19 protein-coding genes and 1 riboswitch are annotated in these 26,937 nt (G+C 60.0%); of the genes, 13 read left to right on the forward strand and 6 right to left on the reverse strand.

The annotated features are described in order from the left end of the window. Positions 1–106 precede the first annotated feature (106 nt). The 5 genes from HMPREF2710_RS08055 to HMPREF2710_RS08075 all read left to right on the forward strand — a co-directional run bounded on the left by HMPREF2710_RS08055 (position 107) and on the right by HMPREF2710_RS08075 (position 4,147). On the forward strand, positions 107–1,099 hold the full coding sequence (locus tag HMPREF2710_RS08055; RefSeq protein WP_070600564.1) for a DnaJ domain-containing protein: 993 nt from the start codon (positions 107–109) through the stop codon (positions 1,097–1,099). A gap of 3 nt (positions 1,100–1,102) precedes the next feature. Continuing rightward, complete coding sequence (locus HMPREF2710_RS08060; protein ID WP_049341461.1) at positions 1,103–1,609, forward strand: heat shock protein transcriptional repressor HspR; 507 nt, start codon at positions 1,103–1,105, stop codon at positions 1,607–1,609. Between the two features lie 385 nt (positions 1,610–1,994). After that, positions 1,995–2,546, forward strand: coding sequence for a Pycsar system effector family protein (locus HMPREF2710_RS08065; protein WP_070600566.1), 552 nt, complete (start codon positions 1,995–1,997; stop codon positions 2,544–2,546). A gap of 10 nt (positions 2,547–2,556) precedes the next feature. Then, positions 2,557–3,078, forward strand: coding sequence for an ImmA/IrrE family metallo-endopeptidase (locus tag HMPREF2710_RS08070; RefSeq protein WP_070600567.1), 522 nt, complete (start codon positions 2,557–2,559; stop codon positions 3,076–3,078). Next, positions 3,071–4,147, forward strand: coding sequence for a hypothetical protein (locus HMPREF2710_RS08075; protein ID WP_070600568.1), 1,077 nt, complete (start codon positions 3,071–3,073; stop codon positions 4,145–4,147). The genes HMPREF2710_RS08070 and HMPREF2710_RS08075 overlap by 8 nt, the downstream gene beginning before the upstream one ends. A gap of 187 nt (positions 4,148–4,334) precedes the next feature. Here the strand turns inward: HMPREF2710_RS08075 and trmB are convergent, their stop codons facing one another. Together trmB and HMPREF2710_RS08085 are read right to left on the reverse strand one after the other, a co-directional pair. Next, the gene (trmB, locus tag HMPREF2710_RS08080) at positions 4,335–5,141 is read right to left on the reverse strand and encodes a tRNA (guanosine(46)-N7)-methyltransferase TrmB (RefSeq protein WP_005508988.1); all 807 of its coding nucleotides are present in this window, start codon (positions 5,139–5,141) and stop codon (positions 4,335–4,337) included. 215 nt (positions 5,142–5,356) lie between these two features. Continuing rightward, entirely contained in the window at positions 5,357–5,755 is a 399-nt protein-coding gene (locus HMPREF2710_RS08085) for a hypothetical protein (protein ID WP_070600570.1), read from the reverse strand. Between the two features lie 516 nt (positions 5,756–6,271). On the opposite strand from HMPREF2710_RS08085, the gene HMPREF2710_RS08090 reads away from it, so the two are divergent. Further along, complete coding sequence (locus tag HMPREF2710_RS08090) at positions 6,272–7,738, forward strand: amino acid permease (RefSeq protein ID WP_049354969.1); 1,467 nt, start codon at positions 6,272–6,274, stop codon at positions 7,736–7,738. A gap of 438 nt (positions 7,739–8,176) precedes the next feature. Further along, the gene (locus HMPREF2710_RS08095) at positions 8,177–9,652 is read left to right on the forward strand and encodes an amino acid permease (RefSeq protein WP_070600572.1); all 1,476 of its coding nucleotides are present in this window, start codon (positions 8,177–8,179) and stop codon (positions 9,650–9,652) included. Positions 9,653–9,827: 175 nt separating this feature from the next. Here the strand turns inward: HMPREF2710_RS08095 and HMPREF2710_RS08100 are convergent, their stop codons facing one another. Beyond that, the gene (locus HMPREF2710_RS08100; protein ID WP_070600575.1) at positions 9,828–11,411 is read right to left on the reverse strand and encodes a dehydrogenase; all 1,584 of its coding nucleotides are present in this window, start codon (positions 11,409–11,411) and stop codon (positions 9,828–9,830) included. Positions 11,412–11,821: 410 nt separating this feature from the next. Between HMPREF2710_RS08100 and HMPREF2710_RS08105 the strand changes: the two genes are divergently transcribed. Next, complete coding sequence (locus tag HMPREF2710_RS08105) at positions 11,822–14,344, forward strand: helix-hairpin-helix domain-containing protein (protein ID WP_246824556.1); 2,523 nt, start codon at positions 11,822–11,824, stop codon at positions 14,342–14,344. A 201-nt stretch (positions 14,345–14,545) separates the two neighbouring features. Here the strand turns inward: HMPREF2710_RS08105 and HMPREF2710_RS08110 are convergent, their stop codons facing one another. Both HMPREF2710_RS08110 and HMPREF2710_RS08115 read right to left on the reverse strand, forming a co-directional pair. Then, positions 14,546–15,382, reverse strand: coding sequence for an aldo/keto reductase (locus tag HMPREF2710_RS08110; protein WP_049350026.1), 837 nt, complete (start codon positions 15,380–15,382; stop codon positions 14,546–14,548). Between the two features lie 218 nt (positions 15,383–15,600). Further along, positions 15,601–19,728: a DEAD/DEAH box helicase gene (locus tag HMPREF2710_RS08115; RefSeq protein WP_070600577.1), complete on the reverse strand. Its 4,128-nt coding sequence runs from the start codon at positions 19,726–19,728 to the stop codon at positions 15,601–15,603. Between the two features lie 254 nt (positions 19,729–19,982). Next, a riboswitch (SAM riboswitch) is annotated at positions 19,983–20,117 on the forward strand. A 35-nt stretch (positions 20,118–20,152) separates the two neighbouring features. Here HMPREF2710_RS08115 and HMPREF2710_RS08120 point away from each other — a divergent pair. The 3 genes from HMPREF2710_RS08120 (at position 20,153) to HMPREF2710_RS08130 (ending at position 23,465) form a co-directional block, all read left to right on the forward strand. Next, positions 20,153–20,380 carry a hypothetical protein gene (locus HMPREF2710_RS08120; protein WP_005506796.1) on the forward strand — a complete coding sequence of 76 codons (228 nt, stop codon included), beginning with the start codon at positions 20,153–20,155 and terminating at the stop codon, positions 20,378–20,380. Between the two features lie 10 nt (positions 20,381–20,390). Continuing rightward, entirely contained in the window at positions 20,391–20,825 is a 435-nt protein-coding gene (locus tag HMPREF2710_RS08125) for a PIN domain-containing protein (protein ID WP_049341485.1), read from the forward strand. A 117-nt stretch (positions 20,826–20,942) separates the two neighbouring features. Beyond that, positions 20,943–23,465, forward strand: coding sequence for a cell division protein PerM (locus HMPREF2710_RS08130; RefSeq protein WP_070600579.1), 2,523 nt, complete (start codon positions 20,943–20,945; stop codon positions 23,463–23,465). A 12-nt stretch (positions 23,466–23,477) separates the two neighbouring features. Here HMPREF2710_RS08130 and HMPREF2710_RS08135 read toward each other — a convergent pair whose 3' ends face one another. Next, positions 23,478–24,035, reverse strand: a complete 558-nt coding sequence (locus HMPREF2710_RS08135; RefSeq protein WP_070600581.1) for a 4-hydroxyphenylpyruvate dioxygenase — start codon at positions 24,033–24,035, stop codon at positions 23,478–23,480. Between the two features lie 242 nt (positions 24,036–24,277). On the opposite strand from HMPREF2710_RS08135, the gene purN reads away from it, so the two are divergent. Then, the gene (purN, locus tag HMPREF2710_RS08140; RefSeq protein WP_049352241.1) at positions 24,278–24,859 is read left to right on the forward strand and encodes a phosphoribosylglycinamide formyltransferase; all 582 of its coding nucleotides are present in this window, start codon (positions 24,278–24,280) and stop codon (positions 24,857–24,859) included. 210 nt (positions 24,860–25,069) lie between these two features. Beyond that, complete coding sequence (gene purH / locus HMPREF2710_RS08145; RefSeq protein ID WP_012904095.1) at positions 25,070–26,680, forward strand: bifunctional phosphoribosylaminoimidazolecarboxamide formyltransferase/IMP cyclohydrolase; 1,611 nt, start codon at positions 25,070–25,072, stop codon at positions 26,678–26,680. Positions 26,681–26,937 lie beyond the last annotated feature (257 nt).

Here is a 26,937-nt window from a genome sequence, read left to right on the forward strand (position 1 = left end):
GTAGACTAAACTTTTATATAGAGTATTAACACAAGCACGCGGTGCCCCTGCAAGCCGTCCCGTAACCGAGGAGGGCGGCGCATCACCGCAGAAGGAGAAACACAACATGGCAAGTGAAAACTGGCTAACCGACGACTTTTACAAGGCACTGGGGGTTAGCGAAGACGCAAGCGAAAGCGACATCAAGAAGGCGTACCGCAAGCTCTCCCGCAAGTACCACCCGGACCTGAACCCCGGCGACGCCGCAGCAGAGAAGAAGTTCAAGGAAATCTCGGAAGCATACGACGTGCTCTCCGATAAGAAGCAGCGCGAAGAGTACGACCAGATTCGCCGCTACGGTGCCGCAGGCATGGGCGGATTCGGAGGCGGCGGCTTCGGCGGTGGTAGCTACACCGGCTACCCCGGCGCGGACGCATTCGGCGGCTTCAGCAACGGCGGCGCAGGCATCAACATTGACGACCTGCTCGGCGGCCTCTTCGGCGGCAGCGCCGGCGGCTCCCGACGCTCCGCAGGCTTCACCAGCGCCGACTTCGGCGGCATGGGCGGCGGCGGTTTCGGCGGCGCACAGCACGCAGCCCCCGAAGAAAGCACCACCAGCACCCGCATCAGCCTCGCCCAGGCATACACCGGCGCGACCGTGACCGTGTTCCTGCCGGACGGCTCCCACACCGAGGCACGCATCCCCGCAGGCATTAAGGACGGCCAGAAGGTCCGCCTGCGCGGCAAGGGCCTGCGCGGCGGCGACCTGAAGGTCACCGTGCGCGTCTCCGATGACTCCGTGTACTCGCGCGAGGGTAACAACCTGATTATGCGCGCGCCCGTCACCCTCGCTGAGGCCGTCGACGGCGCAGTGATTGAGGTGCCCCTGCCCGACGCATCCACCGTGAAGCTGCGCCTGGCACCCGGCCAGGTCGGCCGCCGACTGCGCGCTAAGGGCCGCGGCTTCAAGGCTAAGGGCGGCGACGGCGACCTGCTGGTCATCCCCGAGATTGTACTGCCCACCGAGCTGAGCGCAGAGGCGCAGGAAGCATTCGATAAGTTCGTAAAACTGGCACCGCAGGAGAACCCGCGTAAGGATCTGTTGAAGAAGGCGAAGTAAACCATGGCATCTCGAGAATCATCATCTAAGTCCCGTAGCGGCAAGCCGTTGCACAGCGTGGACCTGCCGGTTTTCGTGATTTCTGTGGCAGCTGAGCTGGCGGGCATGCACCCGCAGACCCTGCGCCAGTACGACCGCATCGGCCTGGTCCAGCCTTCGCGTGCGCCCGGTAAGGCGCGCCGCTATTCGCAGCGTGACGTGAACCGTCTGCAGCAGATTCAGCAGCTCTCGCAGGAGGGCGTCTCCCTGGAGGGTATTCGCCGCATTATTGAGCTGGAGTCCCTCGTGGAGGAGCAGCAGGAGCAGATTGCGGCGCTGCAGCGTCAGGTCGAGGATGCGAAGGTGAAGCTGGGCTTGGCGGAGCGCGTGTTCGCTGCCGGTACCAGCGGCGACGTGGTGCATATTGCCCGCGGTACCCGCCCGGCGCCTCGTCAGCGTTCTTCGGCTGTGGTGCTGTACCGTCAGCGTCACCAGTCGGCTACGGCGGATGATACAAAACCGCAGCGCTAAACCGGCTAAACCCGCTACACTGGGATAAACGGTTCGGCTGTTCTAGCTCGCTTCTAGTTCATTTGAGCTGGTCAGCCGCCCATATAGGCTTGTGCGTCTTAGCGTTGTGCGAGCGAGGTAGGGTAGACCCCCGCCCGTACGCACTTGGACCCACACACAAGGAGGTGAGGCTCCCCGAATGATCGGGGAGCCTCACCTGCTTTACCCTATATGCACTTTGCGCGGTGGCCTGCCTTGAAAAACTCGGATAACGAATGAATTCTATCTCGAAATGACCAATTTTAGAGCAGAGTGGGCTTAGAACAGGATAGAGTGGTAATACAGGGATAGAACTAATGGGTTCTTCTCATCGGTAAGATATCTCAGGTAACTAAGGAGGATAATTATGTGCAGGAAGCCTTCGAAGGTCGTTAAGGAGACCGCAGATCTTTCGCTGGGCTTGGACTTTGACCAAAGATGGCAGATCATCCAGCATTTCACTGATTGGATTAAACACGGTGATTCAAAAATTCAGATGCTTCTGACTGTTCAAGGCGTTATTGTTGCTGCCTATGCTACGTTCGCTCCTAAAATTCTCTCTGATATGGCGGAGCGAGGTGGCTGGGAATGGTATACATGGGTAGCTGTGGTTGTATGTTCATTGCTTTTGTTGGGATCTTTTATAATTGGTTTCTTAGCTTTGCAACCGTATACTAAATCGTATAACAGCGCTGGTGGGAACTTATTCTTTTACGGAACATACAAAATGGGTAAAAAAAATCAGTGTATGGAATCTGTAAGCGAAAAAGTATGTTTAGAATATTTAAGCGAACAAATTGCTGTACTTGGAAAAGTTGCCTGGAATAAGTTTTTTGCCGTAGTTATATTGCAGTGGGTAGTTTTTTCTAACGTTCTTATCCTTTTAATTATTGTGATTTTGTCTAGTTTTTGGAAGTAGGTGTGTAGAAATGGCAAATATGAAATATGTGCAGTCTGTAGCGGAGCGGCTGAACGATATATTTATGTCTAGATATTCGTCTAATAATTCCCTGAATCTTGATATCCTTGAACTAGTGGAAAAGTTAGGTGGATCTGTCTATGAAGTTGGCTATCTAGAGGCAAATGGAAATTCAATGGTTATAAATGATTCGGATGATTCATTTAAGATATATGTCTCTGCAATGGACGGGAAAAATCGACAGAAATTCACTATAGCTCACGAAATAGGTCATTATTTTATTCATTATAAGGATGGGAATCCGGAAGAGCGAGAAACTGTATATCGCAGGACAAATCATGCTTATGGTGGGTTTACTGAATATGAAGCAAATGTTTTTGCTGCAAGCCTATTGATGCCCGAGAATAAGTTTAAAAAATCTTTTGAAATCCGGGGCGGAGACTTGGATTTAGTTGCTAATGATTTTGGGGTATCTATCGCGGCTGCTGAAGTCCGTGCACGCACGCTAGGACTATTGGATAACAATGGCTGACAAAAAAATTAGCGATGTATCTGGAAATGAAGCACAGCCTGAGGATAAGGTACCTCAGGCTGTGCTTGTATGCGGGGTTGACATTGATGAATCTACCGCTTTAAAAGTTAAGAATCCTTTAGTAAATATAGGTATATCTAAATTTATGCGCGAATTTGATAGGCAGTTGCGTAAGCTGGATGCTGAGGATGGTGATTCGGCAAGAGATGACTGGGTTCTATGGCGTGTGCGCGGTGATGAGCTTGTTTATTTTAGAGTAATTCCTATTAGTGAGGGTAAAAGTATAGACTATCAGTCTGTTCGCAGGTATATAGACCAGTTTATAAAGGTTATGGAAATTGAACATATAGTTCCAGTGGGTCTAGAAAGTAATATGCGTTTAGGGTTACATGGGTATGCGTTTTTGCTGCATGCAGAAGATGAGTGGGACTTTTCGTGGAATCTAATAGGTAAAGACTGGGAATATAAAACTGAGAAGCAAGAACAGGTGGAAAAAGAAGAAGGAGACCCGGAGGATAACGCGTCAGTTATTTTTGGAGTTTATAGAAACTCTATCCGGGAGATTCAAAATGATTATTTTATAGATTTTATTGGTCGTGATGTTGATCTTGGGTTTCGTGTTGCTGAGTACTCTCGACCTCATTTTTTTGTGCTGTCGCCAAAGCTGGCAAGATGTATCCTAAATGGTGGCAAAAATAGGGGTGAATTGGATAGGGATGTTTTATTTTTTGGTTTTCATGAAATGAAAGGCTGTTCAATCGGTGATGGGGGTCCTGATAGATTTCCGTTGTACTTTTTGCCTATTGAGAATAAGGGTAGGAGTATAAATCAGGAAATGTTAAATAATTACAGGCTCTTTAATATTGGAGATGCCGAGGAAAAATTAATTAATTTTGAAAAATATGAACGCGAATCGTGTGAAATTATATTCAAAAGAGTCAGTGAGCAGCAGAAGCCTGTCGTGGGGGCTGGTCAGGGTCAAGGAGCAAAAGATGAGGGTTCACCTATTGTGGGTGAAATGATGAAAGATATGGAAGAACTGAAGCAACATTCAGAAGGAGAAAAATAGTGAAGAAAATATAATTACCAGCGGAGCAGCAACAGGGGGGTATAGGAATAGGGCAACCTAGAAAAATAAGTATGCCAAAAATGTGTAAAGGCCTGAATTCTGGTGCTGACTGTGGAGGTGAGGCTCCCCGAATGACCGGGGAGCCTCACCTCCTTAACGTATAAGTCGCGTACTAACGCTGACCCGCTTACTTGCGGCGGTAGGTCAGATCATGCGCGCGGCGGCCCGCCTCCTGAGCCTTACGCTCAAAGCTGGTGAGAGTACGGCCCTCCCAACGCGGAGCCCAACCACCCAGCGGATCCTCCTCGGTCGCACCGGCGCCCGGGTTCACGTTCTCAAAGTCGGGGTGCGCCTCCAGAACCTCACGCATGACCAGGGCGTACTCCTCCCAGTCAGTCGCCAGACGCCAAATGCCGCCGGGCTTAAGCACGCGCGCAACCTTATCAGCGAACGCCGGGGACACCAGGCGGCGCTTGTGGTGGCGGGACTTATGCCAGGGGTCCGGGAAGAACACCCACAGCTCGTCCACGGAGTTCTCCTCAAGCATGTTGTCGAGCAGTTCGGGTGCGTTCGCCTGAGCCACACGCACGTTCTCCACGCCAGCGTTGCCCATCTTCAGCAGCAGGTCCGCGATGCCGGGGGTGTACACCTCAACGGCGAGGAAGTTCGCCTCGGGCACCTCAGCTGCGCGGTGCACAATCGCCTCGCCCAGACCGGAACCAATCTCGACAACCTGGTACGCCTCGCGGCCGTAAATCTTGACCGGGTCGAAGGTCGCCTCAGGCGCGACGGAGGTGTCGGTGCGCAGACGCGGGATGTCCAGCACGTGGGTGGGGGAGTAGGTGTCCCACGCCTTCTGGCGGCGCGCGGTGAGGCGGTCGCCGCGGCGGACGAAGGAGTAGGGCTGGCGGAAGAATTCCTCGGGAACCGGCTTCTTGGCCTTTTCTTCGGTGGATTCGGGTGCCTGGCTAGGCTGCGTGTTCTCAGTAGACATACCTAAAAGAATAGCGTAGCGCCGCTACACCGTGCGGTTTCGCGGCGTGCGGGGCTGGCGTGACGCTGAACTAGCCGGGCGTGAAACTGAACTAGCCGGGAGCATGCCGGTCTGAGAAACACAGAAATTTAGCGCGCATACAAAAGTGCGGCGGGAACGAATACTGTTCCCGCCACACTTTCGTGAGGTCGTCTGAGTGAGTTAGCGTGTGGGGCTTACTTCTTGGAGCCCAGCAGTGCCAGGCCTGCGCCGAGCATCACGATGTTGTTTGCGAGCTGCTGACCGTCCTGGGTGGGGCGGAAGTACTTGTCGTGCATGTCCGGGTTGCGGAAGTACATGGTCATCAGGTTTGCCGCGAATGCGGTCAGGCCTGCGCCCGCCAGGCGTGCGGGGATGAAGGGGGTCAGCAGGGTTGCGCCGAGTGCGGTTTCTGCGCCGGAGATGAGCTTACCGAAGGTTGCTGCGTCCAGCTTGGAGACTGCGGGAACACCGGTTGCCGCCATCTGCTGCAGGAAGGCGTAGGTGCCTTCGTCTGCCTTGAGCTTCTTGACGCCTGCGTCGAGGATGAGCGCGCCGGCGGTGATGCGCAGTGCTGCGTTGGAGAACTTGCCCATGATGTTGTCCTTCTGTTCTGTAGTTGGTTGGTTAGGTTTTTGTTGAACGGTTTCTACTCTAGACTCGGTTCCTCGCCTTGTAAAGTTTTACGCGTAAAGTTTCTAAATATTTTTTGAAAACCTGGCAGAAGCTTGCAGAGAAGGGGCGTGATCTAAGGGTGGTGCGGGGCGTGTTCCGGGTGGAGGCTGAGAGATGTCACAGGCTCGCCCCGTCCCAATCGTCCCGTCTCAAAAATCTGGTGATGTTGTATTCCTTGTACTTGTGTGGGTATGAGGGGGTAAAATTTGAAATTATGCATTCTCTGCATAATCTTTTATCGGCGATGCAAGAAGTCGGAAGCCCCGCAAAATCGGAGCCCACAAGCCCAAGCGCACCGCGCCGGCTCGGGAAGCGCGGGAACCGCCTCCTGGCGCGCCGTTCAGGATTATGTATGAATACCAGCCACCCGGACTCGCCCCCGAGTGAAATTTAGGGCGAATCGACGCAGGAAAGAGAAATACGTGACACAGCAGCCAATGCAGCACAACTCCGTCACCGGCCTAGACTCCGAAGCGGAGCACTCCAAGCTCCAGCGCGGACTAAGCTACCGACACATCCAGCTGATCGCAATTGGCGGCGCCATCGGCACCGGCCTTTTCCTCGGCTCAGCAAAGACCATCGCCCTGACCGGCCCCTCCATCGTCTTTGTTTACGCCATTATCGGTAGCGTCATCTACTTTGTTCTGCGCGCCATGGGCGAGATTCTGCTCTCCAACCCCAAGTACAAGTCCTTCACCGACTTCATTACCGACATCCTCGGTCTGCGCGCCGGCTTCTTCGTCGGCTGGTCGTACTGGTTCTTCTGGGTCGTCACAGGTATCGCGGACGTCATTGCCATTACCGGCTACATCAAATACTGGTGGCCGGAAATCCCAGCCTTCATCCCGGCGCTGACCGTTATCGTGGCTCTGCTGCTGCTGAACCTGCCCTCGGTGAAGAACTTCGGTGAAATCGAATTCTGGTTCGCAGTCATTAAAATCGTCGCCATTGTCGCCCTCATTATTGTTGGTGCGCTCATGGTTGCCTTTAGCTTCACCGCGCCCGACGGTACCGTCGCCTCTGTGGCAAATCTCTGGGATCGCCCCGGCCCCTCCGGTAGCGGTATCTTTACCCAGGGCCTGACGGGCTTCCTGGGCGCCTTCCAGATTGCGCTCTTTGCCTTCGTGGGTGCTGAGCTGGTCGGTACCGCCGTGGCGGAAACCGAACACCCTGAACGCACCCTGCCCAAGGCAATTAACGCGGTACCCTTCCGCATTGGCCTCTTCTACGCCCTGCCGCTGCTGACCATCCTCGCCGTCACCCCCTGGGACAAGCTGGATAAGTCCATGAGCCCCTTCGTGGGCATGTTCTCCCTGGCGGGCATTGCTGTTGCCGCCTCCCTGGTGAACTTTGTGGTGCTGACCTCTGCGGCATCTTCGGCGAACTCCGGTATTTTCTCGACCTCCCGCATGGTGTACGGTTTGGCGCACGACGGTGCCGCACCCTCCGCACTGGGCAAGCTCACCAAGAATGGTGTGCCCGCCAACGCCCTGTACCTGACCACTGTGATGCTGCTGTTTAGTCTGGTCATGCTCTATGCCGGTAGCGGCATTATGGAGGCGTTCACCGTGGTGACCTCCGTGGCGTCGATGATGGGTATCTTCACCTGGAGCATGATCCTGATTGCGTACCTGGTATACCGCAAGAAGTTCCCCGAACGCCACGAGGCATCCGCATACAAGATGCCCTGGGGTATTGGCATGAGCTGGTTTGGTCTGGTCTTCTTCGCCGTCATGGTCTACGCCCTGAGCCTGTACCCGGACACCGCAATCGGTCTGGCGCTGACCCCCATCTGGTTCATCGCTCTGGCTATTGGCTACGAGATTCTGACCCGCCGCCACGCGGCGAAGCGTGCTCGTGCGCTGGCTGTTGAAAACGCTGCTGACAAGGCTGGTCAGAAGTAGTTTCTGTTCTTTCTGTGGTGCTGTTGGTAAGCCCCGTTTCTGCATTCTTTGAGGATGCGGAGGCGGGGCTTTCGCGTGCCCTCATGCCTGCCTGTTTACGTTCGGGGCGGTATTTTTTACGCCGCTTGATATGACGTGAATAATAGAAATAGGTCACATTTTTGCCGTAAATCCTGTTTTCTTGCACTTAACACCTGTAGAATAACTATCCAAGTAGCTGCGAGAGCTCCCAGAAAAACTTCGCGTTAGTCGATAGCGTGACACTTCCGAATGCCGCGCGATATCTGATAGAGCCCTAGCCTCGCCCCGAAATCCGGGGACGCCCCGCAAGCAAATGGCCGCATATTCATACAGTGACCGTGCCCGCTGCGATCTAGCGATTCTTATTCCAGTAACGGCACATGCGGTACGGGGTACAACCGCTGAAAAGAGGACGTCGTGACTGAACAGAACAACGTCAGCCTGAATCCTAAAGCTCCCGAGCAGGGAGAGCGACTACACCGCGGTCTAAGCAACCGCCACATCCAGCTCATCGCCATCGGCGGTGCCATCGGCACCGGCCTGTTCATGGGCTCCGGTCGCGCCATCTCCCTGGCGGGCCCCTCCGTGATTTTCGTGTATATGCTCATCGGCGCCGTCATCTTCCTGGTGCTGCGAGCTATGGGCGAGATTCTGCTCTCCAACCTGAGGTACAAGTCCTTCTCCGACTTCACCACCGACCTGGTCGGCCCCATGGCCGGGTTCTTCCTCGGCTGGTCCTACTGGTTCATGTGGGTGGTCACCGCCGTCGCGGATATCATCGCAATTGTTGGCTACCTGCGTATGTGGTGGCCCGACCTGCAGGCATGGATTCCGGCGATCGCCGTCATCGGTGTTCTGCTGACCCTGAACCTGGTGTCCGTGAAGAACTTCGGCGAAATCGAATTCTGGTTCGCCATGATCAAGATTGTCGCCATCGTTGCCCTGATTATTGTTGGCGGCGGCATGGTCGCTATCGGCTTCACCTCGCCCAGTGGCGCGCAGGCATCCGTTGCAAACCTCTGGAATGACGGCGGCATGTTCCCGAACCACTTCATTGGCTTCCTCGGCGCATTCCAGATTGCCGTCTTTGCCTTCATGGGCTCCGAGCTGGTTGGTACCACCGCCGCAGAAACCAAGGACCCCGAAAAGACCCTGCCCAAGGCAATCAACGCCGTACCGGTACGTGTTATGGTATTCTACGTGGGCGCGCTCGCTACTATCCTGATGGTTACCCCCTGGCGCCTCGTCAGCCCCGATAAGAGCCCCTTCGTGGCCATGTTCACTCTGGCGGGCCTGGGCATCGCCGCGCACATCATCAACTTTGTGGTGATTACCAGCGCAACCTCCTCGGCGAACTCCGGTATCTTCTCCACCTCGCGCATGGCATTCGGCCTGGCGCGCGAGCGCAGCGCCCCGCAGTTCCTGGGCAAGATCTCTAAGAACGGTGTGCCGCGTAACGCGCTGTTCCTCTCCGCCGTGATGCTGCTGTCCTCCATCGTGCTGCTCTACGCGGGTGACTCAATCTCTAGCGCGTTCAACCTGGTCACCACCGTGGCTGCGGTACTCGTGATTTTTGCGTGGGCGATGATTATGGTCAGCTACCTGATGTACCGCAAGAAGTTCCCGTCACGTCACGAGAAGTCGAAGTTCCGTCTGCCCGGCGGCCGTTTCTCCGCGTGGCTGTCGCTGGTGTTCTTCGCCTTCACCATCGGTGTGCTGGCCATGGATGAAGAAACCCTCAGGGGTCTGCTCGCGATGCCCGTCTGGTTCGCGATTCTGGGTATTGGTTGGTTCTTCAAGCGCCGTGCGGATGCACGCCGCCACGAAGCAATCTCTACCCGCACCGCGCAGATTGCGATTGTGGAGGCATCCGAGATTTTCTCGGCACGCTAAACACCCACGCTAAGCAACCCACGCTAAGCCACATCGGCTATCGGTACCGGCTACTAGTACACCGGCTACCGGTGCATGCGTAAAGCCCGCGTCACCTGCTCCTCTCAGGGAGCGGGGGACGCGGGCTTTCGCTGTCTCCAGGGATGAACCCGACGAGAGGCTCGCGGGAGTGCGCTTAGAGAGGCGCCACCTCAGCCTCTTCGGCAAGCGGGTCGTTGTCGTCATCGGTGCGGTAGAAATCCCAGCGTTCACAACCGCAACCCGAACGCATCGCCTCAATGACGGCGGCAGCTGCCTCCAGCGGGTCGAGCGCGTGCAGGTTCCACAGCGCATGCACCGGTACCGGGTGCCTCCAGCCGTGCTCCTGCAGGAACTCCGGGTCGAAGGCGGGCAGCGCCTCGACGGTGGGTTCAAGCTCGCAGAGGAAACCGGTGGGGGAGCGGAAAACCGTCACCACGGGGGTCGGGTCGGCATCTTCCAGGCAGGCTCCGTCGAAGAAGTAGTAGGTGCTCAGACGGCGGTTCCAGGCAAGCTGCGCGAGGCGTTCGCCGAAGACTTCCACCGTCTGCTCCCACTGGGTGCGGTGGTACGCCGCCAGGTTGGTGTGGGCGGTCTGCACCACGCCGATGCCCTGCTCGGTGAGTTCGCGGGCGCTCAGACGCGCGGGCTCTGCCGGTTCCGCCGGTTCTGCGGGAGCGCCCGCAGGGGATGCGTCCGGGGTATCCAGCTCTGCTAGTTCTGCTTCGGGGAGCTCAGCGTTAGTCAGCTCAGCGTCGAGGAGCTCAAGCTCCTCAGCCGCGCTCGCCTCGGTCTCGTTCGACTCAGCGGCAGCTGCGTTTGCTTCGTTCTTCGTCCACAGGCGCAGCTCGCGGGCAATCTGCGTGCGTCCGCGATGCAGAGTCGTCTGCCAGGAGCCGAACTTGGCGCGTACCGCACCCAGCGGCGGCACCTCACCAATCAGAGTGGGAATGGTCGACCAGTAGCCGTAGTTCAGCGCCGTCGGCTCGCGGTCGTAGCGGGCACAATAGCTCAAAAAGAGGCTCAGGGTCTTCGGAGCAAAATCCTCGGGTACCGAGGCGGCGTCAATGTACCACTCGTTTTCGAGTGCCTCCGCCGGATAGATGCCGGTACGGAGCATACCCAGGGACCAGTCGCCGTCGCCGAGGTAGTCGTTTACCGTCTGCGCCGGGGCAGGCCACGCGGATTCGCCCTCCATGCTGGAGGCAAGCAGGGTGTACAGGCTACCGCCCTCGGTGCCGATTTCTTCCAAACCGCGCAGTCGGATGTCCTCGAGGGTCTGCGCGTAGGCTTCTTCCTCCAGCTGGGAGTAGGGGTGTGCGGCAAGGTACTTGAGCGTAGCGCCGATCTTCGCCAGAACGTGCGCAATGTCTTCATTGCTGAAGTGGCGTGCCTCCAGCGCGGGCGGCAGGTCGTGAATAATATCGCAATCAAGAATCAGCGCCGCGTACTCGGGCTCCGGAGGCAGATCGTAGGCTTCCGCGAAAACGTACCAGAGGCCGCATGCGAGCACCGTGTAGCTCGGGGCGTCTGCCGTGACCGGGCCAAACTGCCAGATGCCGGAGTCCAGCGCATAGTTCAGGTGCTTCTTGTTGATGTGCGGGTACAGAAAATTGAGGCGGCGGAGAACCTGGGTAGGGGTGAACCCCAACGCGGCGAGTTCGGCGATGAGTTCCGCGTACTCGTCGTGAAAATCTAAGTAGCCCTCCGGCGCGTTTAATAGCGCGGCTTGTTCGCGCATGGGTCCCTCTTTCATCTGCGGGATGTGGCGGCACCATGTCGTACCGTGCCGCCGAAACCCTGAATGTGTGCACGCAGACAAGGGCGTTTGCGTGGTGTGAGGCCACCCCTTATCTGCATGAATAAGCGATATTTTTCAAAAAATATGCTCTTTTATCTAAATTTATCGCTGAAACTAAGCACTATTCAAATACGTGAACCCCTAACACGGTTTCTTACGGAAAGATGACAATGTTTAGCGCACCCACAGGGCAAAATGTGCGTAAAGACTCGTAATCTGCACTAGAAGATGCGATAGAAAATACGCTTACCCGCACCCGCACAGGCGAGCAAAATACGCCCCGCGCTGACTCTATCCTCAGCACCACCGCTCAACCCATGAGCCGCGGCGAAATATGCGAAACTGGAAGGATGAGCGAACACCCCCTTCCAAGCAGCATCCGCCCGCGCGCGAATCGAGCTGCAGACCCCGCGCCCAGTAGCGCCGCACACCGCGAAAAACACGAAACCGGCGGCACAGCTGAGCAGCCCGCTGAACACCTCATTAACGCGCTCGCCGTAGAAACCGGCATCGCGCCGCACCGCATCCGCGCAGCCGTGGCGCTACTTGACGCCGACAACTCCGTACCCTTCATCGCCCGCTACCGCAAAGAAGCAACGGGCGCACTCACCGACACCCAGCTGCGCACCATCCAGTCGCGCCTGGGCCAGCTCCGCGCCCTCGAAGAGCGCCGCAACCGCGTGCTTGAAGCGCTCACCGAACGCGCCGACGAAGGCCTCATCGACCCGCTCACCCTGCTACAGCTGCGTTCCTCGCTCATGAACGCCGCCACTATCGCAGACGTGAACGCCATCTACGCCCCGTACCGCAGCGAGCGCGTGACCCGCGCCCAGATGGCGCGTGCCGCCGGGCTTGATTCCCTCGTCGAAGACCTGCTGGAGGTGCCCCTCGCCGAGGCGCACGCCATCGCCGCCGCGTACATTACCGACGGCGCCGAAGATGACGAAGAAGAGAGCATTGAGGTTGCGGAGGCGGAGGAAGCCCTGCAGATTCACAGTGCCGAAGAAGCCCTCGAGGGTGCCCGCGCGGTCCTGATTGACCGCGCCCTCACCGACCCGGTGCTGAGCGAAAAGCTCCTCAAGCGCCTGTGTGAAGGCGGCGTGATTGAGTCTCGCGTGATTGCCGGTCAGGAAAGCATTGGTGCGAAGTTCTCCGACTATTTCGCCTTCTCGGACCGTATTCGTTCCATTCCGCCGCACCGCGTGCTGGCGCTGCACCGCGCCAAGGATGCCGGCGTGGTGCGCCTCAAGGTGGATGTGGCACCCGCCCCCGTGGCGCTCAGTCGCCTGCGTGGTGCTGCCCGCGCCGAAGCTGAGGCCGCCGCCGAAAATTACGAGAACGTCCGTTCTGCATACGAGCGTGAAGTCGCCGCCGCGCTACGCATCCCCGTGCAGGTGCTCAACACCGTCGACGACGAAGACCGCGTACTCGGCTGGCTCGCCGCCACCGTCCGCACCGCATGGCGCAGCCACCTGCGCCCGCGCCTTGCCGAACGCATCCGCCACCAGCTACTCGACGCCGCCGCACAGCACGCCACCGAGGTGTTCGCCTCCAATCTGCGCGATATTCTGCTCGCCGCACCCGCCGGCCACAAGACCACCCTCGGCCTGGATCCGGGTCTGCGCCACGGCGTGAAATACGCCGTGGTTGACGGCACCGGTGAGCCGCTGCGCGTGGGTACCGTCTACCCGCACGCCCCGCGCAACCAGTGGGCAGAAGCACTGCGCGAGCTCGCCGCCGCCTGCCGCGAGCACGGCGTGGAACTCATCGCCATCGGCAACGGCACCGCAAGCCGCGAAACCGACAAACTCGCCAGCGAACTGATCCGCACCCTGCGCGAGGACGGCGTAGAAGCACCCCAGAAGGTGACCGTCTCCGAGGCGGGCGCCTCCGTCTACTCCGCCTCCGCCCTCGCCGCCGCCGAACTGCCCGACTACGACGTGACCGTACGCGGCGCCGTCTCCATTGCACGCCGCCTGCAGGACCCGCTCGCCGAGCTCGTCAAAATCGACCCGCAGTCCATCGGTGTGGGCCAGTACCAGCACGACGTGCCGCCCGCCGCCCTGCGTCGCGCCCTCAACGACACCGTCGAAGACTGCGTGAACGCCGTGGGCGTGAACCTCAACAGCGCCTCCGTGCAGCTACTCGCGCATGTGGCGGGCGTGGGCACCGCAACCGCCGAACGCATCGTCGCCTACCGCACCGAACACGGCGCCTTCACGAACCGTCAGCAGCTGCTGAACGTGCCGCGACTGGGTGCGAAAACCTTCCGCCAGGCGGCTGGATTCATTCGCATCCGCGGCGGTGAGGAGCCGCTGGACGCCTCCGCGGTGCACCCGGAAGCTTACCCGCTCGCGCGCCGCATTATTGCCGACGCGCAGGCACGCAATGGCGCCCACTGGGTTACCGGCGCCCTGGGCACTTCGGACGGAACCGACCCGCTTGCCGGGTTGAATCCCGCCGACTACGTGCAGGATAGTCACGAACAGGACAGCCACGTGCTGGAGAGTGTGGAAGCCACCGCCGGTGTGTACACGGTCGAAGACATCTTCGCCGAGCTGCGCCGCCCCGGCCTGGACCCGCGCGGTAGCTTCCGCACCGCCCGCTTCTCCGAGTCCGTCTCGCACTTCGAGGACGTGCGCCCCGGCATGGTGCTCGAAGGTACCGTCTCGAACGTGGCGGCATTCGGCGCGTTCGTGGATATTGGTGTGCACCAGGACGGCCTCGTGCACATCTCCCAGATGAGCCGCGGCTACGTGGCGAACCCGCACGATATTGTGCGCAGCGGCGACATTGTGCAGGTGCGCGTGGTGGAGGTTGACCCGGTACGCCGCCGCATCTCCCTCTCCCTGCTGGTGGAGGACGAGAACTAGCGGTGAAAGATAAGCTGCGGAGCGCTCGCTAAGGATAGCTCTACAAAAACCATCCAATCCGAGAACTCCAATCCGAGAACGAGCGTTCGCTAAAACTCAATCCTGAGAACGCAATAAAGCCCCGACAAGCACTATCTGTGCCTGTCGGGGCTTTACTCTGCCTAGCTTCAAGCCCCTAGACGCGGGACTCTACGCTCCAGCTTAGAAATCAATGTTCGCCGGGTCAGCGCCAATACGACCCTCGGGGCTGGAAAGCGCATCCACAGCCGCGATGTCCTCGGCGGTCAGCTTCACGTTCACCGACGCCAGGTTCTCCTCAATGCGGGAGGGGGTCGCGGACTTCGGGATAGCCACGGTGCCCTTAGCCAGGTGCCATGCCAGCACGACCTGCGCGGGGGTTGCGCCGTGGCGCTCCGCAATCTCAGCCAGCACGGGGTTCTGCAGCAGATCGCTACCGTTGCCCAGCGGGCTCCATGCCTGAGTCGCGATGCCGTACTCGGCGTGAACGGCGCGCAGCGCCTCCTGCGAGAAGTAGGGGTGTAGCTCAACCTGGTGGATGACCGGAACCACGCCGGTCTCCTCGATAATCTCGCGCAGCTGCTCCTCGGGGAAGTTCGAAACACCAATCGAACGGACCTTACCCTGCTTCTGCAGCTCAATCAGCGCACGCCAAGAATCCAAGTACAGGCCCTGCTGCGGCTTAGCCCAGTGAATCAGATACATGTCAACGTAGTCGGTACCCAGCTTCTCCAAGGAAGCCTCGAACGCCTCGAAAGCGCTCTCGTAACCCTGGTCAGAGTTCCACAGCTTGGTGGTGAGGAAGATGTCTTCGCGAGCCACGCCGGAGTTAGCGATAGCGCGGCCCACGCCCGCCTCGTTGCCGTAGCTAGCGGCGGTGTCGATGTGGCGGTAGCCGATCTCCAGGGCGGTGCTCACAATCTTCTCGGCGACCTCGTCCTCAATCTGCCACACGCCGTAGCCCAGCTGCGGAATGGATCGGCCGTCGTTGAACTTTACATTGGGTACGTTGTAGCTCATGATGCTCCTTTTGAATCTGTGGGGAGGCGGCGCCTCCGTAAGTAGTCGTACCAGGTTACGCCTCAGAGCCCCCGTTGAGAAGGGCCACAGCAGAATCGGGCGTGAATCTAGCCCGAGGCGTAACCAAGTAACGAAAAATGACGGGCGTCAGGCATATCAGCAGACCCGAAGTCTACCGCTCAGTCTGGAAGGCGGCTACCGCTCAGATTGGAGGGCGGCTATCGCTCGATAGCCGGCGCAAAGAGCTCACGCACATCCTCAGCCGTCACCGCTGCGGAGGCGAACTCGCCCTCACCGACCACCGCATCGAAGAGCGCGGCCTTCGACTCCTTGAGCTGCATGACCTTCTCCTCAATGGTGCCCTCGGCGACCAGACGGTAGACGTGCACCTCCTTGTCCTGGCCGATGCGGTGAATACGGTCCACCGCCTGCTGCTCGGCGGCGGGGTTCCACCACGGATCCATGATGAACACGTGGTCCGCCTCGGTCAGGTTCAGGCCGAAACCGCCAGCCTTGAGCGAAATGAGGAACACCGGCTCCTGCCCGCTCGTAAACGCCTCGATAACCTCGGCACGGTTGCGGGTCGAACCGTCCAGGTACAGGTGACCGATGCCCTCCTTAGCCAGGCGTGCCGAAATGCTCTTGAGGTAGCCGGTGAACTGGCTGAACACCAGCACTCGGTGGCCCTTCTCGAGCAGGTCGGGCAGCTGCTGAACCAGGTAGTCACGCTTGACCGACGACACCCCGGCGTAGGCTTCCGGATCAATCAGCGCGGCATCGAGCGCCAGGCGGCGCAGCAGGGTCAGCGACTGGAAGATCGTGAACCGGTTCTTGTCCATATCCTCCAGTAGACCCAGCACCTTCTGACGTTCACGCTGCAGATGCGTGTCATAGATGCGGCGGTGACCGGGAGCCAGTGGCAGGTTCACGCGCGTATCGTTCTTCGCCGGAAGCTCCGCCGCCACCAGCTCCTTGGTGCGGCGCAGCATGAGCGGGCGGATGCGCCGGCGCAGACGAGCAGCCGTCGCCGCGGCGTGCGCCGGGTCCTCACCGGACTCCGCCGGGCGAGCGTACAGGTCACGGAACGCACGGGCTGAGGGGAACAGGCCATCCGCCACAATCGCCAGCAGCGCCCACAGCTCCATGAGGTTGTTCTCAATGGGCGTGCCGGTCATCGCGATCTTGGTGCGGGCGGGCATCGCGCGGGCGATGGACCAGGCGCGGGTGCCGGTGTTTTTGACGAATTGCGCCTCGTCCAGCAGGAGCGCACCCCAGCCTTCGGGGGCGGACTGCTCGCCCGTGGAATCGTCAACGGTACGGCCTAGCGTGCGGGCGTAACCGGTGTATGCGTCCTCGTCCATGCGCAACAGTGTGTAGCTGGTCAGCACCAGGTGTGCCCCGGCGATGCGCTCGGCAAGCGGGGTCTTACCGGCGGTGGTTTCGGTGATGGTCACGACCTTCGCCTCGGGTAGGAAGCGTTCCGCCTCCGCCGCCCAGTTAGTGATGACGGAGGTCGGTGCAATCACGAGGAAAGGCGCGAACGGCTCGACGCTCTCACCGCGCTCGGTGGTACGTTCGGAGGCGGTGCGGTGCTCCTCGATGGCGTGGGCGAGGAGGGCGAGAGCCTGCACGGTCTTACCCAGACCCATATCGTCGGCGAGAATACCGCCCAGACGCTGCTCATACAGGAACGACAGCCACTGGAAACCTTCCACCTGGTAGGGGCGTAGGGTCGCCTGCAGGCCGGTGGGTACCGGGCAGCTCGGAATAATCTGGCGGGAAGTCTTCTTGCGAGAGGTCTTCTGGAGCGCGGGGGAATCCTGCGTGCCCTTGTCAAGGGTCTGTTCAGTGCCCTTTTCAGCGCTCTCTTCGGCATCTTCCAGGCCCTCAACCAGCTCCAGTAGCGAACGCACCTGAGCGTCCCACCGCGCGGTCGTATGCACGCTCGCCGCCAGCGACTCCAGCTCAGAGAATAGTCCCGCCTGGTGGCGGTTAATGCGCAACTCACCGCCCGCATCGTCGAGTTCGCGAGCCTCCGCGATGAGGGTGCGCAGGGTCTTAAACTCGGGTCGACGCAGCGAAAAATAGGTACCGTTACCGAGCAGAATACGGTCTGCCCCGCGATCGAGTGCCTCAAAAATCTGCGCAAACGGCACGGTCCAGTTATTGACCTTTACCGCAATGCCCAGGCCGAACCAGTCGCGAGAATTGCCCTCGCTCACGGTGATTTCAATGAGCGCGTCAGTTGCCTCCACGAACTGTGGCGGGGTGCCATTAAAACGCACCTGAACAGCGGAAACACGGCGAAGCTTCGGCAGAATCGCGCTGAGCAGCTCGCGGGTTTCCCAGCCTTCGATGCGGCGCTCCTCCAGCCCGGAAAGCGCCGGGTGGGCGGCAAGAATGGCGCGTACCGAACGCAGCACGCGCGCCTCAAAACGCTCGTCGCGAATCTCGCCGCCCTCTTCACCGGGGTAACCGAAAACGGGCAGGGAGCACACATCGGAGCCGGCCGCAGGATTCTGTGTGCTCGCCTCTTGCGCGCTCGCCTCCTCTGCACTGTCCTCCGCGAAGGGGTTCAGTGGGTACTCCCAGTGCCAGCTCAGCTGCGCGTCGTGGCGTACCTGCTCGTCAAAGCTGATTTCAAGCACCAGATGCGGCGGCTTCACGCGCGGCAGCGCCAGCGCAGGATCGGGGGTCAGCGAGGGAATGGAACGGCTGAGCGCGGGCAGATACTCCTTCTGGAACGTGGCGCGTTCCGCGGCGGGAATGTGCACGGTTCCGGCGCTAATGAGCGATTCGGAGGCGGCATCGAGCGGCTCGACCAGGGGGATGAGCGCCAGCTCCACGCCCTCGGGCAGTTCGGGCACGGCGGGGGAGTAGCGCACCCGCTCACCCTGTACTGGGGCAATCGTCGGTGCGCTATTCTCGGCTTCCTCAGTCGGCGCCTTCAGCGCGTCCTTTTGCACGAAAGATTCGCGGCCCACTTCATCCAGTGCGCCGGGGCGCGCGGTCTTCCAGTGCACCGCCTTTGCCGCCTGCTCGTACTCCTGCTGTGCGAGCCCGCCCAGGGCAAAGAAACCGGTGCGCGGGGTGCCGATGGGGTGGCAGTGCGCGGCGGGCAGCCAGAGCTGGCGCAGCAGTTCGCCTTCGCGTCCTTCCCAGCTGAGCGCGGCTTGAAGTTGCAGGCCGGCGCCTTCTGCGTGCTTCTCAGCGCTGGCGTGCAGGCGCACCTGTGCCGGGCTCAGCACGGCGTAGTTCACCTCGCGACCGTTGATCAGCAGGGGCAGGCCAATATCCTCCGCGCGGGCGAGTACATCCCAGAGCAGAGTGGAGGCAGATGCGCTAATCGAAATCCAGTCGCGGTGCGAGGAATACATGTTCTGCCAGGGGCGGGCAATCGAGTAGAGCTCGGCGAAGAATCGTTCGTGTTCGGGGTAGATTTCGTGCCGTCCGACGGGTCCGCCCACGCTGGAGGCGAAGGTTTCCCAGCTGAGTCCGCCCTTGATCCAGCGCCCGGTTTTGGACGCCATGAGCGGGCGGGCGAGCAGGTTAATGCTGGGGGTTGCCCCGGGCATATTGCGGCCGCGCGCGTAGGAGCCGGAGACGCTCAGTGAGAAATCCAGGGCACCGCTCACGCGCATCGAATCAATGCCCGCAAGGTCCTGACGTGCGGAAAGAACGGAGGAGAGATCGCGTCGCCATGCCGAGATTTTGGTGGCGGACGCCTCTGCCTGCAGGCTCGGGGAGGCGCCTAGCTCGTTGAGCGCAAAGCTTCCCTGGGGGTTTTCGGGCTCGACAGCCGCTGCATCGGGTGCGGGTAGTTTTGCCGCGGTGGTGAGCGCACCGGAGGCACGTAGCGCCGCAAGCGGGTCGGCGGACTTCTTCGCCTCCGCAACATCCGCGCTCTTCGCAGTGGCGCCCTTCGTCGCGGCACCGGGTACGCCGACCGGTCCGGGGTGTTCGCTGAGTGCCTTTTTCGCTACGGAGGCGCGGTCGAGTGCGGTGAGCATGAGCGCTACGGCGTGCTTGCAATCGGTGAGCACGGGGCAGGTGCAGCGGGCGGTGAAGGTTGCGGAGCCGCTGACGGCGGGGAAGAAGCGAACGGTCACTTCGTAGGGGATGATGGTGCTTCCGTTGACGAGCCCGGTGAGGGTGCGCTCGTCTTCGTCGTAGCTGTAGCGGATGACTTCGCGGTTGCGCTGGTAGGCGACACCGCGCTGGTAGGTGCGGTGCCCGGCCTGGCGAATGATCTGCGGTACGGTGACGGGAATTTCGGGGAAGGGGTTGTTGGCGCTCACCAGCTCATTATCGCGTATCGTGCGGGTTTGCGCCTTGTCGCCGGTCATTTGCGGGTGGCTGCCGGGCTGGTTGCCGAGCTGGTGGCTGGGGCGACTATTGAGCGGTGTTTTGGGGCGTGTTTCGTATTTTTGGCGGGGGAGTTTTTAACGCATAAAAACACCTGTATTCACATAAGATATTCCGCGCAGTATCAAAAATTCCCGCCATTTAAAACGTTCCCACAAGCCAAAATGCTAATAATCTAAATCTCTTTCAAAAAACGCTTTACTTAACTTGAGAAAATGCTGTAAGCTAAACCCAGCTTCAAGAGTTTCGACTGATAAGCTCCGACTATGGTCGAACGCCAACCCCATGTTCACGGGTGGCTCGGATGACGAAGCGGTTTGTATTCACCACCGGAATAACCGGTGGTAATTGGTACAGACAAGAGCAACGCGAAAGGATCGCGCCACTCACGGCGCAGGTTGTCACATGTACAACGGCTCTGCAACCGAAGCAGCAATCTCTCTGAACCCCTCCCGCTCCTACCAGGAAAGCCTGCGTGCCGCAGCTGTCCCCGCGCGAGGCGGATACACCGCAGTCAGCATTGACGATTACTCCCGCATTTCTTCTAAGCGCGACGAGTTCCTGAACTTCCTTCTTCTGCCCAACCCCGAGGGCATCCCCGCTATTGAGTACGCCGGTCTGCGCGTAGCGTAGCATTAGGGGTATGAATTTCTCCGGTATGCTCCTGGACTCCGACGTTCTTGCGGAGATCCGTAAGGCGGATCCAGACCCCGCCGTGGTCGCTTTTCTGCGCCGCCGCTCGTTCCGACACATGTACATTTCCGTGCTGAGTATTGGTGAGCTGAAGGGTCTATACCCCTACCCGGAAACTGACCGCTGGATTACCGAACTTCTTGAGCGCTTTGGCGACCACGTTATTAATGTGGATGCGCGTGTGAGCCTCGAGTGGGCGGGCCGTCAGGCGCCGCGCGGCGTGCATGCCGTGGGCCGTGATGATGCTGGTCCGCTGCCTACCGCCGCCCTGGAGGGTCTGATGGCGGCGAGTGCGAGTGCCTATGATTTGGAGCTGATTTCTTCTAAGGCTCAGGTGTACCGCGCCTGGGGTGTTCAGGCTTCCAACCCGTGGACTGAGGATTAAAACTTTGCCGGATGCGCGTCCTCGCGTGCATACCTGTGTGAATAGTTGTGAGAACCCGCTTTCGAGTGTTAATCGGAGGCGGGTTTCGTCGTTAATTCGTGGCATGATTGAAGGACGATGAAAAGCACCTCACCTATCTCTCGTTATTCCATGCCCATGCCTCTGTGGCTTCAGGGTGTTGTTGAGCTAATTGTTACTGCCCTGTTCTCTGCGCTTGCTGTGTTTGCGGCGATGTCTGCCGTGTGGGCGACCAAGGGTTTTGGCGACATGGAGTTCTCCTCCGTGGCCGCCATGTCGGCGCACCTGTGGCTTCTGATTCACGGTGTTCCTTTGGATCTTGCGGCTGCTTTTGGTGCTTCTGCCGGCACGATGACGCTGGTGCCGCTGGGTTTGAGTATTCTGCCTCTGCTGCTCTGTTACCGTTCGGGTCGTCGCCTGGCGCGCGCCTCGTATGAGGGTGAGTTTTTGATTCCGGTGCTGTCCGGTTCGGTGACTTACGCGCTGATTAGTTCGGCGATGTACGGTTGGGCGAGCCCGCATCCGCAGCCTCTTCAGGCGTTGAATGCTGCCCTGGTGCCTTTGGGTATTGTGGTGGCTGGTCTGATGTGGGGTGGCTACCGTGAGGCGCGTTCGCTCTCGCGCATGGTGGGTGTTGATACTGCGGAGCAGATTTCGCAGATGAGTCAGTATTCGCGTTGGGCGGGTTCGTATGCCTGGGCTGTGGTGCGTGCCGCGGTGGTTGCTTTTGTGGCGCTGGTCGGTCTGGGCGCGGTGCTTTTGGGTATCGGTATTTTGGCTGGCTGGTCGCAGATTGTTGCCACCTACCAGGAGCTGCATGCGGGCGCTGTGGGTGATACTGCGGTGACTCTGTTGCAGTTGGGTTTCTTGCCGAACCTGGTGATTTATGCGATTGCGTGGTCGACCGGTGCCGGTTTCTCCTTTGGTGCGGGTACCTCGGTTGGCTTGACCAGTAGCGATGTTGGTACTTTGCCGATGCTTCCGATTCTGGGTGCTGTGCCCGAGTCGATGGGCTCGTTTGGTCTGGTGGGTCTGCTGGTGCCGCTGGGTGCCGGTGCGATTGCTGGCTGGTGGTTCTTGCGTGAGGGTGAGGATCACCTGGATGAGTGGGTTGCCCTGAAGGTTCCGTTCCGCCCGCTGTCTGCGCTGATTTCTGCGGTGGTGCTGGGTGTGATGACCGGTATTATGACGTCGTTTGGTGCCCTGTGGCTGGGCTGGATTTCGTACGGCTCCCTGGGCATTGGTCGTTTTACGGAGGTTGGTGCTGAGCCGCTGACTTTTGCGGCGCATACCGCGTTGACGGTGGGTGCCGGCGTGACTTTCGGTATGTTGCTGAGCCGTGCCCTGGTACCGGATAGTAGCCGTGAGCTGCCTCGTTTTGCGGATGAGCGCCCGAATCTGGGTGAGCGTCTGATGAGTTTTACTGCCTCGACCCGTGAGCGTTTTGCGCAGGGCCGTGAGCGCTTTGCACAGCATCGTGAGCAGCGTGCCCAGGAGCGTGCGGAACGTGCACAGCGTGAGGCTGAGGAAGCCGCTGAGCGTGAAGCTGAAGAGGCGGCTGCGCGTGAAGCCGCTGAGCGTGAAGCTGAGGAGGCGGCACGTGCGCAGGCTTCCGAGCACGTTGCTGAGCCCGAGCGGTCTGTAGCATCTGAGCAGTCTGTTGTATCTGAGGTGGCGACCGGTCACGTTCCGGTGCATCCGCAGGAGCCTGTGGTTGCCGTCCCGGTGGAGGCGACTGAGCAGCTGGCGCAGCGTGCGGCGGCGGATGCTTTCGCTGAGATTGTTGCAGAGCGCGAAGAGGCGGCTGAAGAGCCTGTAGTAGCAGAATCCACTGCGGACGCTACTCAGGAGTCTGTCTCCGAAGAGCTTATTGCGCAGGAGAGCTCTGCTGAGGAGTACGAGCCGATTGAGGCCGTTCAGCAGGTCGATTACCTGCACTCTGCACATGCTGGCTCTGCACATGCTGACTCTGCGCATGCTGAGGATTACGAGAGTATCGAAGCTTCTGTTGAGCCTGCCTCCAGCGAGCACGCTACTTATGAACACACTGCTTATGAGCCCGCCCTGTACGCTCACGACCCCTCCGATGAGCAGACCCGCGAGCTGATTCAGGAGCCCGTCTACGAGGCTGCTGAACCTGTTGAGCGTGAGGACGCTGTCGAAGAGCCCGCAGAGCAGGCGCTGCGTTCGAAGGGCCGCGCGAGCCGCATTATGGCGTACTTCGGCTTTGGTCTTGAGCAGCCCGCCGCAGCGCAAGATGACTCAGCGCAGGATAGCTCAGCCGATGCCGCTCACGCCGCATCCGCCGCGCAGGATTCCGCTCGGGACCGTGCCAATGACCGCGCGCATGAGCGTGAGCAGAAGCGCGAGGCGAAGAAGGCGGCTAAGGCGGCACGCAAGAAGCAGAAGAAGGACTCAGAGCGCGACTTTGTGGATCGCGAACTGGATGTCCTCTCTGCTGATCAGGCGATGAAGCGCATCTTTGAGGTTCGTAGTCAGACCGGAGTGCTTCCGCTGGTGACCGATGAGGCGTCTACCGTGGAGCTGCCCCCGCTGGATGTCATCTCCTCGAAGTCCCAGGGTTCTAGCGCCCAGGGTTCTAACCCGCGTAAGAAGAACTAGCGCACTGCATTCTTAGCGAGGGGAAGAAGGGCTGGACGTGCCGGTGAGCTTGTCCATCGTGCCCTGGAACTTCTGGTCGCAGGTGTACATATCGGTCTGGGTCAGCGCGGCGGCGCGGCACTCACGGTACTCCTGAGCGCCGGGCATGAGTGCAAGACCAATGCCGCCGAGCAGGGTCATCGCGCCGTAGATAATGCTGACGCCCGCGGCAATGTAGAAGAACCAGGGGCCGCGGTAGACGGCGGTGCGCACGATCGCAATAATGCTCAGGGTAATGCCGGCGAGCGCGAAGATGAAGAGCGCCAAGAAAAGCGGCATCGTGGAGAGCACGAAGGAAGACGCCGCAAAAATCACCAGCGCGGCAGCGATCAGCATGAGCGAGGTGCGAATATTCGCTTTCTGCTGTTCGATGGGGTCGATAGGCTTGCGCGGCTTCTTGCCCTGAGGTCCCCGAGGCTGCGGCATCATGTTCTGCGGTGCCTGCTGCGGCGCTCGCGGCGGAACCTGCTGGTTCTGCGGCGTGCCGTTGTTCGGTGCGTTGTTTGGAGTGTTCTGCGGGGGAGTAGACATACCTATAAGGGTACCGTCCCGTGCGCCCGCGACCTATTGAGTTCGCGACCTGTTGAGTTTGCGCCCAGCAAACCCCGGTGAAGCCCCATGAACCCCCATGAACTCCAGTGAAACCCGGTGAGGATTCATCCCGCCGGGGTTTCTTTGTGCTCGCCTTTGGGCTTTAGGCGTGTTGTGAACCTCTTACCCCCTTTGGATAAGGGTGTGAGACGGGTTATACTAGTCGGGTGCGAATTGTGGTTATGGTATCCGGCTCCGGAACGAATCTTCAGTCCATCCTCGACGCTGTAGCAGCGGGCGAGCTTCCCCTCGACATTGCGGCAGTGGGCGCCGACAAGCCCTGTCTGGGCATTGAACGTGCCCAGGCGGCGGGCGTACCCACCTTCCTGGTGCAGCCCGGCGACTACGCCGACCGCCCCTCTTGGAACCGCGCGCTGGAAGAAAAGATCGCTTCCTACAACCCCGATTACATTGTGTTCGCCGGCTTCATGCGCATTGTTGACGCGCAGCTGGTCGAGCGTTTCAAAAACCGCATTATTAACACCCACCCCGCCCTGCTGCCCTCCTTCCCGGGTGCGCACGGCGTGCGTGACGCCCTAGCGCACGGTGTGAAGATTACCGGCCTGACCGTCCACTTTGTGGATGCGGGCGTTGACACCGGCCCCATCCTCGCCCAGGCGGCAGTGCCCGTTCTGGATGACGACACCGAAGAAACCCTGCACGAACGCATTAAGGTGCAGGAGCGCCGCCTGCTCGTGCAGACCATCGCATCCCTGGCTGAATCTCACGGCACTGCATCTGACGGCGCTGCATCCGACAGCTAATTCCGCCCACTAGATTTTTGCGGCGGAATGAGCCGAGCTCACACCCCGCCGCCCACACACGTTCCGTTGTGGCACCCGAGTACCCCTGAGGGGAAGGTGCACAGCGGCGGGGAATACCCCACACATATCCTGTCTATCCGGGCAGGCTACGTCCATCCACCAGCTGTGCCGCCGAGAACCGGCGTGCACGTCTAAAGCATCGGAGTATTTGTGTCTCTCATTGAGCTCGATCGCGTGCCCCTGCGCCGCGCCCTCATTTCCGTCTACGACAAGACCGGTCTGGAGGAGTTCGCCCGCGGCCTGCACGAGGCTGGCGTCGCGCTGGTCTCCACCGGCTCCACCGCATCCACCATCGCGGCAGCAGGCGTACCCGTCACCGAGGTCACCGAAGTTACCGGTTTCCCCGAGTGCCTCGAAGGGCGCGTGAAGACCCTGCACCCGCGCATCCACGCCGGTATTCTGGCGGACCGCCGCAAGCAGGAGCACATCGACACCCTCGAAGAGCTGGACGTTGAGGCATTCGACCTGGTGGTTGTGAACCTGTACCCCTTCGTTGAGACCGTTGCCTCCGGTGCCGATCAGGACGCCATCATCGAGAAGATCGACATTGGTGGCCCCTCCATGGTTCGCGCTGCCGCGAAGAACCACGACGCCGTCGCTATTGTTGTGGACCCCGCCGACTACGCGCGCACCGTTGAGGCCGCTAAGAACGGTGGCTTCTCCCTGGATGAGCGCCGCCGCCTTGCTGCCGGCGCATTCGCCCACACCGCCGCGTACGATACCGCTGTGGCTACCTGGACCGCATCCCAGTTCCTGCAGGATGAGGACGCTAACTTCTGGCCCCCGTACGCTGGCCTGGGCTTCGAGCGCAGCGAGACCCTGCGTTACGGCGAGAACCCGCACCAGCGTGCCGCCCTGTACGTTGACCCCGCCGCTGCCCCCGGCATTGCTCAGGCGGAGCAGCTGCACGGTAAGGCGATGAGCTACAACAACTACGTTGATGCTGATGCCGCTCTGCGTGCCGCTTACGACTTCGACGAGCCGGCTGTTGCCGTTATCAAGCACAACAACCCCTGCGGTATTGCTGTGGCAACCCCCGGCGCGGCTGACCCGATTGCGGACGCTCACGCGAAGGCGCACGCTTGCGACCCGCTGTCCGCATACGGTGGCGTGATTGCCGCTAACCGCCCGGTGACCGCCGCTATGGCTCAGACCGTCAAGGGCATCTTCACCGAGGTGATCGTGGCTCCCGGCTTCGAGCCCGAGGCGCTGGAGATCCTGCGTGAGAAGAAGAACCTGCGCCTGCTGGTTCTGCCCGAGAACTTTGCCCGCGAGGCTATCGAGTACCGCCCCATTTCCGGTGGCGCACTCTTCCAGGAGGCTGACCGCCTACAGGCTGAGGGTGACGACCCGAAGAACTGGACCCTGGTTGCCGGTGAGCCGGCTGACGAGGCAACCCTGCGTGACCTCGAGTTCGCGTGGCGTGCACTGCGTTCGCCCAAGTCCAACGCTATTCTGCTTGCCGATAACGGTGCCGCCGTGGGCATCGGCATGGGCCAGGTGAACCGCGTGGATTCCTGCAAGCTTTCGGTGGAGCGCGCGAACACTCTCGGCGGTGAAGGTAACGAGCGTGCCCGCGGTGCGGTTGCCGCATCCGACGCGTTCTTCCCCTTCGCTGACGGCCTGCAGGTGCTGCTGGACGCCGGCGTGCGTGCCGTCGTGCACCCGGGCGGTTCGATCCGCGACGAGGAAGTTATCGAGGCGGCTAAGGCTGCTGGCGTGACCATGTACCTGACCGGTACCCGCCACTTCTTCCACTAAAAATGTGTAGCGGGCTCAGCCTGCGCTGAGCTGCCCGCTGTGAGCGGGGCATTCTAGGGTGAACCTTCTGGTGAGCCTGGGATGCCCCGCTTTTTCATACTCTCCACCTGGGACATTCGTGTTGGAACATCTGCGGTGGAGCATCCGTATTGTGGGCAGTCGTATTTATAGAATTTTTGCTCTATTTTGCGCCGGATTTGCGCATGAGGGCGCGTCAACAGCGACCAGGATGCGCACGGATTGGCTAAAAGTTCGCT

The sequence above is a fragment of the Rothia sp. HMSC069D01 genome (assembly GCF_001810135.1).
GTDB lineage: Bacteria > Actinomycetota > Actinomycetes > Actinomycetales > Micrococcaceae > Rothia.